This is a genomic window from Pseudomonas sp. PAGU 2196 (genome assembly GCF_022179005.1).
GTDB classification, from domain to species: Bacteria; Pseudomonadota; Gammaproteobacteria; order Pseudomonadales; family Pseudomonadaceae; genus Aquipseudomonas; species Aquipseudomonas kermanshahensis.
In genome coordinates this window covers 1-11,026 of sequence record NZ_BNTL01000027.1, presented here as the reverse complement: position 1 = coordinate 11,026, position 11,026 = coordinate 1, and the positions used below count along the sequence as shown (strand labels likewise).

Genomic DNA, 11,026 nt, shown 5'->3' with positions numbered 1-11,026 from the left:
ACACAGGCTTTTCAACGCACAGACCCACCAAGAAGAACACAACAGGGGACGGTCATGAGGGAGCGTGTGATGACGCAGGCCAGGCGTGGTGCCTGGCCGTTGGCGGCTGGCGCGGTGCTGGCGCTGGCACTTGGGATGTGGGCGGACACCGCGCAAGCGGCGCCTGCCGACGAATACTCGACCGAATCGGCCAAGGCCAGTCAGAGCCTGCTGATCGACGCCGCCCAGGCCGGCAAGCGCCTGGTCGTGGTCGGTGATCGCGGTCATATCCTGTTCTCCGACGACCAGGGCAAGACCTGGACCCAGGCCCGGGTACCCACCCGGCAGCTGCTCACTGCCGTGTTCTTCCTCGACGACAAGCGCGGCTGGGCTGTCGGCCACGATGCGCAGATCCTCGCCAGTACCGATGGCGGCGCGACCTGGAGCAAGCAATTCGAAGACCTGTCCCGCGAAGCCCCGCTGCTCGACGTCACCTTCCTCGACGCCCAGCACGGTTTTGCCGTGGGTGCCTATGGCGCACTGCTGGAAACCACCGACGGCGGCCAGCACTGGCAGGACGTTGCCGAACGCCTGGACAACGCCGACCAACTGCACCTTAACGGCATCGCCGTAATCAAGGACGCCGGCCTGTTCATCGTCGGCGAGCAGGGCAGCATGTTCCGTTCAGGCGACAACGGCCAGACTTGGTCCAAGGTCGACGGCCCTTACGAGGGCTCGCTGTTCGGTGTGATGGGAACCGCCCAGCCTAAGACGCTTTTGGCCTATGGCCTGCGCGGCAACTTGTTCCGTTCTACCGACTTCGGCGACAGCTGGCAGCCGATCGAACTCAAGGCCGCGCGCGGCACGCTCGAATTCGGCCTGGCAAGCGCTACGCTTGTCGAGGATGGCGGCGTGGTGCTGGTCGGTAACGGCGGCAGCGTGTTGCGCAGCCATGACGACGGGCAAACCTTCAGCGTCTACAACCGTGCCGACCGCATCGCCCTGGCCGGCGTCACCGGCCTGACAACCGGCGGCTTGCTGCTGGTGGGGCAGGGGGGCGTGCACCTGGCCACCGCCGAAGGCGCCGACCAGGCTGCCAAGGAGGCGCGTCCATGACCAGCAGGGAGAGCATCACCATGCACCCGCATCACCAGGACAAGGCCACGCTGCTCGAACGCCTGATCTTCAACAACCGCCCCGTGGTCATCGCCCTGTGCGTGCTGGTCAGCATTTTCCTGTTCTGGCAGGCCACGCAGATCCGCCCCTCGACCAGTTTCGAGAAGATGATCCCGCTCGAGCACCCGTTCATCGAACAGATGATGGAGCACCGCAACGACCTGGCCAACCTCGGCAACACCGTGCGTATTTCGGTGGAGGCGGTCAACGGTGACATCTTCGACAAGGACTACATGGAGACCCTGCGCCAGATCCATGACGAGGTGTTCTACATCCCTGGCGTCGACCGCGCCGGGCTGAAGTCGCTGTGGAGCCCCAGCGTGCGCTGGACCGAGGTGACCGAAGAGGGCTTCTCCGGTGGCGAGGTGATCCCCAATACCTACAACGGCTCGGCCGAAAGCCTCGATGCCTTGCGCGACAACGTGCTCAAGTCCGGCCAGGTCGGGCGCCTGGTGGGTAACAACTTCAAGTCCAGCATCGTTGATGTGCCGCTGCTGGAGAGCTACCCCGACCCGCAGGACCAAGGCAAGCAGGTCAAGCTCGACTACCAGCAGTTCTCGCACCTGCTCGAAGAGAAGATTCGCGACAAGTTCCAGGCGCAGAACCCCAACGTGAAGATCCATATCGTTGGCTTCGCCAAGAAGGTCGGCGACCTGATCGACGGCCTGGTGATGGTGGCGATGTTCTTTGGCGTGGCCCTGGGCATCACCTGGGTGCTGCTGTACTGGTTTACCTGGTGCATCCGCAGCACCATCGCTGTGCTCATCACCACCCTGGTCGCGGTGGTCTGGCAGCTGGGCTTGATGCATGCGGTGGGCTTCGGCCTCGACCCGTATTCGATGCTGGTACCCTTCCTGATCTTCGCCATCGGCATTTCCCACGGGGTGCAGAAGATCAACGGCATCGCCTTGCAGTCGAGCGGCGCCGACAACGCACTGACCGCTGCCCGGCGCACGTTCCGCCAGCTGTTCCTGCCGGGGATGATCGCCATCCTTGCTGACGCAGTGGGCTTCATCACCCTGCTGATCATCGACATCGGGGTCATTCGCGAGTTGGCCATCGGCGCCTCGATCGGCGTCGCGGTGATCGTCTTTACCAACCTGATCTTGCTGCCGGTGGCGATTTCCTATGTCGGCATCAGCAAGAAGGCGGTCGAGCGCAGCAAGAAGGACGCGACCCGCGAGCACCCGTTCTGGCGCCTGCTGTCCAACTTCGCCAGCGCCAAGGTGGCGCCGGTGTCTGTTGCCGTGGCCTTGGTGATGTTCGCCGGTGGCCTCTGGTACAGCCAGAACCTGAAAATCGGTGACCTCGACCAGGGCGCGCCGGAGCTGCGCCCGGACTCGCGCTACAACCAGGACAACAACTTCATCATCAGCAACTATTCGACCAGCTCGGACGTGCTGGTGATCATGGTCAAGACGCCGTCGGAAAGCTGCTCGATCCACTCGACCATGGCGCCGATAGACGAGCTGATGTGGACCATGGATAACACCCCGGGTGTGCAGTCGGCGATCTCGCTGGTGACCGTGTCCAAGCAGGTGATCAAGGGCATGAACGAGGGCAGCCTGAAATGGGAGACCCTGTCACGCAACCCGGACATCCTCAACAACTCCATCGCCCGCGCCGACGGCCTGTACAACGCCGACTGCTCGCTGGCGCCGGTGCTGGTGTTCCTCAACGACCACAAGGCCGAGACCCTGGAGCGCGTCACCGCAGCCGCCAAGGCCTTTGCCGACAGCCACAACAAAGAGGGCCTGCAGTTCCTGCTGGCGGCCGGTAACGCCGGGATCGAGGCGGCCACCAACGAGGTGATCAAGTCGGCCGAACTGACCATTCTGGTGCTGGTGTACATCTGCGTCGCGGTGATGTGCCTGATCACCTTCCGCTCGTTCGCCGCAACCCTGTGTATCGTCCTGCCACTGGTGCTGACTTCGGTGCTGGGCAATGCGCTCATGGCCTACATGGGCATTGGTGTGAAGGTCGCGACGTTGCCGGTGGTGGCCTTGGGTGTGGGCATCGGCGTGGACTATGGCATTTACATCTACAGCCGCCTGGAAAGCTTCCTGCGTGCAGGCCTGCCGTTGCAGGAAGCCTATTACGAAACCCTGCGCTCGACCGGCAAGGCGGTGTTGTTCACCGGGTTGTGCCTGGCCATTGGTGTGTGCACCTGGATCTTCTCGGCGATCAAGTTCCAGGCCGACATGGGCTTGATGCTGACCTTCATGCTGCTGTGGAACATGTTCGGTGCGCTGTGGCTGTTGCCAGCGCTGGCGCGGTTCCTGATCAAGCCTGAGAAGATGGTGGGCAAGGAGGGCGGGTCCATTTTTGCCCATTAAGTGAGGGGGCTGTAGAGGGCCTGTGGGAGCGGGTTCACCCGCGAATACGGTGGTGCATTCGCCGACGCATTCGCGGGTAAACCCGCTCCCACAGGTGCCATGTCGCTATACTGTCGCTCTTTTCCCAATTGGTACCCTCATGTCCCCCCTCGCCACCGCCCTCCAAACCTGCGACATGCTGCTGATCGATGGCCTGCACGCCTTCGATTTCACGTCCAACGAAACCGGCCTCACCGTCGAATGCATGGACGGCCGCCAGCTGCGTCGCTGGAACTTCACCCCCGAGCAGATCGCTGCCGCCACTGCCACGGGTGACGAGTGGACGCTCAACGGTGCCCAGGGCGAGCATCGTCTAGTCTGTATGAGTGCCTTTCGCGCCCCGGATGAAGACCACGATGAACCGGATCTGGACGAGCCTGCTGACCGCTAGCCTGATGAGCCTGACAATCAACGCCCACGCCGCCACGCTGCTGGTGGGCAGCTACACCGATGGCCAGAGCCAAGGCATCTACCGCTACCTGTTCGACAGCAAGACAGGCCAGATCGCGCCGACCCCGCAACAGGTGGTCCAGAGCGAGAACCCTTCCTGGCTAGTGCTCTCGGCCGACCAACGGCAACTGTTTGCAGTCAACGAAACCGCGCAAGGCCACGTCAGCAGTTTCAGCGTGAGCCGCAAAGGCGAGATCAAACCGCTCAACCAGGTGGCCACCCGAGGCGACGAGCCGACCCACGCCAGCCTCAGTCGCGACCAGCGCTTCCTGTTCGTTGCCAACTACGCCGTCAAGCCAGACCCCGGCGGCAGCCTGGTGGTGATCCCGGTGGCAAAGGACGGCAAGCTCAAGGACGTGGTGCAGCAAGCCCGCCATAAACCAAGCGGCGTAAACCCGGAACGCCAGGCCGGCGCCCATGTGCATTCGCTGGTGCTGTCGCCGGACGGCCAGCACCTGTATGCCTGCGACCTGGGCGCCGACAAGGTGTTCATCTACCGTTACGACGGTGCCAGCACAGACCACCCGCTCACGCCGGCGATACCGGCGTCGGTGGCCCTGCCGCCGGGCAGCGGCCCGCGCCACCTGCTGTTCGACGCCAAGGGGCGACACGCCTACCTGACCTTGGAAATGAGCGCTGAGGTGGTGGTGTTCGATGTGCAGAACGGCAACCTGGTCGAGCGCCAGCGTCTACCCCTGACGGACCACCAGGACGCTGCGGCCAAGGCCGCTGGCGGCCTGCACCTGTCGGCGGATGGGCGCTTCTTGTACGTGAGCAATCGCGGCACGGCCAATGAGATCGTGGCCTTCAGCGTGGGCAAGGACGATGGCCAGTTGGCGTTCTTGCAACGCCGTTCGGTGGAGGGCGATCACCCTCGTGAATTTGCCCTCGACCCTAGCGACAACTTCCTGTTGGTGGCCAACCAGAAGAGTGACCAGATCGTGGTCATGCGCCGTGACCCGCGTAGCGGCAAGCTCGGTGAGACGGTACAGACGCTGCCGCAGGCTGCGCCGTCGGACCTGAAGTTCATCGAGTGACCGTTTCGAGCGACTATCGATCAGCGTGATAATGGTTACTGTCGCAATGAATTTCTACGCGTGACCTTGGCGGCGTAAGTTTGACCCAAGGCCCAAACGGGCCAACGTCAAACCACCGCCGTCGAGGTCAGCCCACATGAACTTCAATCTCTTCCCGGTCATCGCCGCATCCGCCATTTCCGCTTCGGTCGTGTTGCCGACGCATGCCCATGCCGACACCCGCAGCAAGGCGTCCTCTGCCCACAGCTATACCGAGCAGTACCTGCGTCAGAGCGCAAATTTTTATGCGGCGTTGAGTGGCAAGCACAGCCACTGATTCGCCTGTGAGCACTGAACCTGTGGGAGCGGGCTTGCCCGCGAAGCAGACACCGCGGTGTATGGCCAGGGCTTCGCCCTGGTTCGCGGGCAAGCCCGCTCCCACAGGTTTCGCGCCATGTCTGATAGCTATCGCGCCATCACTGCCTTGAACAGATCCGACCCCAGCCAGCCCTCCAGCCAGCTCCGCACCCGCGGATAAGCCGCCTCGGCGAACCACTGCGGTTCGACCCCGGCAAACTGGCGCATCAGGGGCAACAAGGCGGCATCGGCAAGGCTCGGGTGATCGGCCAGCAGGTAAGCACGCCCTTCGAGCAAAGCCTCGAGCTCCGCCAGCCAGGCTTCGGCCTGCTGGCGGTAGTGCTCGCGGCTATGTTCGGGGTAGCGCTCGGCGTACTTGTACAGGTTCACCTGCGCCTTGAACGTGCTGTCGTTTCGGGCGATCAGCGCCTCAGCCTGTTGCGCCGCCGCAGGGTCGGCCAGTAGCTGCCAGTCCTGCGGGTCGTTGCGTTGCAGTGCCCAGCGCATGATGTCCAGGCTTTCCTCCAGCACACCCGCCCCGGTGTCCAGCACCGGCACCGTGCCCTTGGGCGACAAGGCCAGCAGCGCGGCGGGCTTGTGCTTCATCGCCACTTCTTCGATCTGCACCTCGCACCCGGCGTAGCGCAAGGCCAGGCGCGCGCGCATGGCCCAAGGGCAGCGGCGAAACGAGTAGAGGATCACCCGCACACCTCGACGTCACTCAGGCCGTTGCCCTGGCGGCGTACCTGGATCTGCACCGGGATCCGCTCATGCATCTCCTGCACGTGGGAGATCACCGCCACCTTGCGGCCTTGTGCCTGCAGGCCGTCGAGGGCATCCATGGCCAGTTGCAGCGACTCTGGGTCGAGGCTGCCGAAGCCTTCGTCGATGAACAACGATTCGATGCGCAAGGTGCTCGACGCCATCGACGCCAGGCCAAGGGCCAGGGCCAGCGAGACCAGGAAGGTTTCACCGCCCGACAGCGAATGCACCGAGCGCAACTCGTCGCCCATTTCGGTGTCCAGCACCAGCAGGCCGAGGGCGCTGCCGCCACGTTTCAAGCGGTAACGACGCGCCAGCTGGCGCAATTGGCTGTTGGCATGGTGCAGCAGCAGGTCGAGGTTGTAACCCTGGGCGATCTTGCGGAACACATCGCCAGAGGCCGAGCCGATCAGCGCATTGAGCCGCGCCCAGCGCTGCCACTGCTGATGGGCGTGCTCGATTTCCGTGGCCAGGGCCTGGTACGCCTGTTGACGGCGCTGGTCTTCGGCTTGGGCGGCGCGCAGCTCGGCGCACTGCTGTTCATGGTTGGCCAGCACTTCGCGTAGCTCGAGCAGCGACTGCTCCAGGTCTTCGGCCGTAGCCTCGACACTGGCTTGCGCGGCATGTTGCTGCAGCCGCTGTTCACGCTCCTGCAACAGCACGCGGCCTTGTTCGATAGCCTTTTCCGCCGCCTGCAGGTGCTGGCGCAGTTCAGCCATTTGCGCGTCGTCCATGGCCAGCAAGCGGTCCAGGCCACTGTCGTCCAGCTCGGGGTGTTCGGCGCGCCAGTGGGCGATTTCCCCCTGCAACTGCTGGTGCTCCTGTTCGAGCGCCTGTTGGCGGGCGATGTTGGCCTTGAGTTCGCCGGCCAGTTGCAGGGCTTGGGTGCGGGCGTGTTGCAGGCGCTCGGCCGTTTCGGCCTCGCTGGTGCGGGCCTGCTCCACCTGCTGTTCCAGATGGCGCTGCCAGTCTTCGGCGCGCGGGTGGTCACCCAGCAACTCGGCCAATGCGGCGCGGGCTTTTTCCATCTGCTGGGCCAGCCCGTTGATCTGCTGCTGCAGGTCTTGCTGGCGCTGCACGCGGGTGTGTTGCTGATCGAGCAGGCGCTCCAGCTGTTGCTGGCGTTGCTGTTGTTCCTGCAGTTCGTCCTTTTGCTGGTCCAGCTGTTGCTGGCGCTGGGCGATCTGCTGGTCAAGGCTGAGGAAGGCGTGCGCTGGCTCGTCGTGCAGTGCCTGCAACACAGGCGCTGGCAGCAGGGTGGCGAAATCAGCCAGGGCCTGTTCGAGGCGTTCCTGGTCGGCGGCCAGGGCTTGATGCTGTTGGTCCAGGCGGCGCTGGGCCTGTTGTTGGGCTTCGCTGGCAGCCTGCAACTGCTGGTTCAGGCGGGCGGCATCGCGTTGCAGGGTCAGCAGGGTGGCCTGGCGTTTTTCGTCGCGGACGATCTCTTGGTCGAGGCGCTGCAGCTGGCTGTCCAGCCAGCCACTGCGGGCCTTGCCTTCATGGGCGCTGAGGGCGGGCCACACGGCATGGGCGGCGAGTTGGCCGGCCAATGGCTGCAATTGCTCGTTCAGTTGCGCCTGTTGGTGCTGGTATTCCTTGATCTGGCCGTTGACCACACCCACCTGGGTGCGCAGTTCGATCAGGCGGGTATTGAATTGCTCAACCTGGGCCAGGGCCGTGGCTTCTTCGGCCTGGTCATGCCGGCCAAGGCTCTGCAGTAGCGCTTCAGGCTGGTGGAAGGGGTGTTCGGCGCTGCCGCAAACTGGGCACGGTTCGCCATCGTGCAACTGCGCACGCAGTTCTTCGACGCTGGTGTTGCGTGCCAGGCGCTGGCGTTCCAGCAGTTGCCGGGTCAGTGCCAGCGCCTGCTCGGCGGCTTCCAGCTCGGCCTTGGCGGCAGTGCCTTCGCCAATCAGTTGCTGGCGTTGCTGCAGGGCCTGTTGCTGGCGTTCGCGCAGCGACTGAATACCCTGTTGCAGCTCCTGCTCGCGGGCGTGCAGGCGCGACAGTTCTTCCACGGCGCGTTGTTGCTTGCGGTTTTCTTGCAGCATGCCACCCAGCAGGTCGAGCTGCTCGGCCAGGGCCTGGGGCTCTGCTGCGGCTTCGCGGAACAACACGTCGAGGGCGTCGCGCTGTTCCTGCAGTTGCGCATTGGCCTGGCTGGCCTGGGCCTGCAGGCCGGGCAGCTCTTCGCGGCCCTGGTTCAGGCGGTTGCCGATTTGCAGCAACTGTTGCAGCTGCGGGCGATAGGCCTGCCAGGCGTTGGTCAGGGCGGCGAGGGGCGCACTGTCAGCCAGGGCTGCTTCAATGTGGGCCAGTTGCTGTTGGCCGCGCTGCTGGTGCTCGCTCAGCTGCTGCAATTGTTGCTGCAACTCGGCTGCGGCCAGGTCGGCCTGCTGGCCGGTTTCGCGCGCCTTGCCCAGCTCCTGTTCCAGGCGGGTGAGGGTGTCTTGCTCGGCGAACGCCTGGCGCAAGCGCGGGGCGTTTTCGCCTTGGCTGGCCTGGGCCTGGCTCAGCGCCTGGCGGGCTGATTCGAGGGCCTGCTCCAGTTCGCCGGTGCGGTTGTGCAGGTCGCTTTGCTGGCGCTGTTGTGCGTCGAGCTCGCTGGCCAGTGGCGCGCGTTGCGCGGCCAAGGCCTGCTGCCGGTGGAACTGGTGGCGCTGTGGCGCCAGGCGCTCCAGGCGTTGCAGGTCCAGGCGCTGTTCGGCCAGCTGTTGCCAGGCCTGTTCGGCGGCCTGCAGGGTTGCATGGGCTTCGGCCTGCTGTACCTGCAGCAGGCGCTGCTCATTGAGCCAGCCACGCTGCTGCTCCAACTGGCGCTCGCGCGCCTGGTCGGCCTTGAACTGCTGCTGCGCCTGCTCCAGGCGTTGGTCGAGCTCGGCGCGGGCTTCGGCCAGCAGCGGCAGCAGGTGGCTGGCACGGTCTTTCAGGGCGTTGTGCGTTTCACCGGCCTCGCGGGCCTTGCTGAAGGCGCGTTGGCCAAGGCGGGTGTAGATCGCCGTGTTGGTGAGCTTTTCCAGCAGCTCGCTGCGTTCCTTGTCATCGGCCTTGAGGAACGCACCGAACTCGCTCTGGGCCAGCATCACTGCGCGGGTGAACTGCTCGAAGTTCAGGCCCAGGCGTGCTTCGACCAGTTGCTTGTATTCGTTCTTGCCGCTGGCCAGCACCTGCTCGCTGTCCAGGTCATAGAAGCTCTGGCGGCTGTGTTGCAGCTTGCCATTGGCCTTGTCGCGGGCGCGGTTGGCCTCCCAGCGGGCGCGGTAGCGACGGCCATCGATGCCGACGAAGTCGACTTCGGCAAAACCGCTGCCCGTGCCGCGGCGCACCAGGTTGCGCGGGTCCGAAGTCGGGATCTCGCCGTCGGCGTCCGGTACCTTGGCTTCGCGCCCGATGTCGTTGAGCCGCGGCACGGTGCCGAACAGGGCCAGGCACAGGGCATCGAGCAGCGTGCTCTTGCCGGCGCCGGTTGGCCCGGTGATGGCGAACAGGCCGGCGCTGGCCAGGGGCTCGGCGGTGAAGTCGATGTCGATTGGGCCGGCCAGGGATGCCAGGTTCTTCAGGCGGATGGCGAGAATTTTCATGGCTGTTCCTCTTCCAGCTGGACGTCCTGCAAGAGCAGGGCGAAATCGGCCAGGGCCTGCTCATCGGCGGGGTTGCCGTAGGCCTGTTCCCAGGCGCGGCTGAACAGGTCCTGCGGTGTCATCTGGGACAGTTCGACGAACGCCAGGTCGTCGTCCTCGGCACTCGTGCGCCCGGCGTATTCGGCGCTGATGCGGATCAGCCGCACGGCCTTGCCTTGCAGCGCCCCCTCGACTTGCTGACGCAGGTCGGGTTGCGGTTCGTCCAGCACCACGCGCACTTCGAGCCAGGGCTGACGATTGGGGTCTTCGAGCAAGTCGATCACCGGCAGCTCAGCCAGCTGTACCAGCAACTCGCCGAGCGGCGCCGGGCCAATGCGTTGCAGGGCCACGGCGCGGGGCACCAGGCGCGGCTCGACGCTGACCAGCTCGGCGCCGTCCAGCTCCACCTCCAGCACCTGGTGCGGGTAGTTGATTTCGGCAAACGACAGCGGGATCGGCGAGCCGCTGTAGCGGATGCGCGCTTCGCGGTTGACCTTCTGCGGCTTGTGCAGGTGGCCCAGGGCGACATAGCTGATGGCCTTGTCGAACAGCTTGGCCGGCAGGGCCTCTGCGTTGCCGATGATCAGGCTGCGCTCAGAGTCCTCGGACACCGCACCCCCGGCCATGTGGGCATGGCTGATGGCGACCAGCGCCTGGTCCTTCTTGCGCTTTTGCTGGGCAGCGGCAATCAGTTGCTGGTGCACCTGGGTGATGCCTTGCAGGTAATCGTCACCCAGCTGCGGGCCGGTCACTTCTGCCGGGCGCAGGAAGGGCAGGGCCAGGCACCAGGCGCTGACCTTGCCGCGGGCGTTGGTCAGCGGGATCAGCAGGCGTTCGGCATCCAGCTGGCCTTCATCGAGCCAGTGCACACGGCCCAAGGCGTGGGTGCGCAGGCGGCGCATGAGCGCAGCGGGCAGTTCGATGCGTGAGCCGGAGTCGTGGTTGCCGGCGATCATCACGATGTCCAGCTTGGGCTGTTGCTCATGGGCTCGGACGATGAAGTCGTAGAGGCGCTCCTGGGCTTTGACCGGTGGGTTGACCGTGTCGAAGATATCGCCAGCGATCAGCAGCGCATCCGGCTGGCGCAGGTGCAGCTGGCCGAGCAGCCAGTCGAGGAAGCAGGCGTGTTCGAAGTCGCGTTCCTGGCCGTGCAGGCTTTGGCCCAGGTGCCAGTCGGAGGTATGAAACAGACGCATGGATGACCTGTTGGTGTCGAGTCGAGCAAGCGGGGGGCTTGGCTTGGATGATGGGCGTTGCGCAGGGGGGTATGGTAACTCAATGGTGGGGGGAG

The 11,026-nt window shown here is 64.8% G+C and carries 8 protein-coding genes; 5 read left to right on the top strand and 3 right to left on the bottom strand.

Features of this window, described 5'->3' with window-relative positions; translation table 11 throughout:
- The first annotated feature begins 54 nt into the window (after window positions 1-54).
- The 5 genes from MFF34_RS21325 to MFF34_RS21305 all read left to right on the top strand — a co-directional run bounded on the left by MFF34_RS21325 (window position 55) and on the right by MFF34_RS21305 (window position 5,333).
- The gene (locus MFF34_RS21325) at window positions 55-1,095 is read left to right on the top strand and encodes a YCF48-related protein (protein ID WP_238216328.1); all 1,041 of its coding nucleotides are present in this window, start codon (window positions 55-57) and stop codon (window positions 1,093-1,095) included.
- A 20-nt stretch (window positions 1,096-1,115) separates the two neighbouring features.
- Window positions 1,116-3,491, top strand: coding sequence for an RND family transporter (locus MFF34_RS21320; protein ID WP_238216367.1), 2,376 nt, complete (start codon window positions 1,116-1,118; stop codon window positions 3,489-3,491).
- Between the two features lie 139 nt (window positions 3,492-3,630).
- Entirely contained in the window at window positions 3,631-3,921 is a 291-nt protein-coding gene (locus MFF34_RS21315; protein WP_027596702.1) for a DUF5629 family protein, read from the top strand.
- On the top strand, window positions 3,887-5,017 hold the full coding sequence (locus MFF34_RS21310) for a lactonase family protein (protein ID WP_238216326.1): 1,131 nt from the start codon (window positions 3,887-3,889) through the stop codon (window positions 5,015-5,017). Before MFF34_RS21315 ends, MFF34_RS21310 begins: the two co-directional genes overlap by 35 nt.
- Before the next feature lie 136 nt (window positions 5,018-5,153).
- Window positions 5,154-5,333: a hypothetical protein gene (locus MFF34_RS21305; protein WP_238216324.1), complete on the top strand. Its 180-nt coding sequence runs from the start codon at window positions 5,154-5,156 to the stop codon at window positions 5,331-5,333.
- A gap of 128 nt (window positions 5,334-5,461) precedes the next feature.
- On the opposite strand, the gene MFF34_RS21300 is transcribed toward MFF34_RS21305, so the two are convergent.
- Genes MFF34_RS21300 through MFF34_RS21290 form a run of 3 tightly spaced genes read right to left on the bottom strand, consistent with a single transcriptional unit; the run spans window position 5,462 to window position 10,931 of the window.
- The gene (locus MFF34_RS21300; protein ID WP_238216322.1) at window positions 5,462-6,055 is read right to left on the bottom strand and encodes a glutathione S-transferase; all 594 of its coding nucleotides are present in this window, start codon (window positions 6,053-6,055) and stop codon (window positions 5,462-5,464) included.
- Window positions 6,052-9,696, bottom strand: a complete 3,645-nt coding sequence (locus MFF34_RS21295; RefSeq protein ID WP_238216320.1) for an AAA family ATPase — start codon at window positions 9,694-9,696, stop codon at window positions 6,052-6,054. The genes MFF34_RS21300 and MFF34_RS21295 overlap by 4 nt, the downstream gene beginning before the upstream one ends.
- Window positions 9,693-10,931 (bottom strand): exonuclease SbcCD subunit D C-terminal domain-containing protein, encoded by a 1,239-nt coding sequence (locus MFF34_RS21290; protein WP_238216318.1) that lies wholly within the window; start codon window positions 10,929-10,931, stop codon window positions 9,693-9,695. Before MFF34_RS21290 ends, MFF34_RS21295 begins: the two co-directional genes overlap by 4 nt.
- Between the last annotated feature and the right edge of the window lie 95 nt (window positions 10,932-11,026).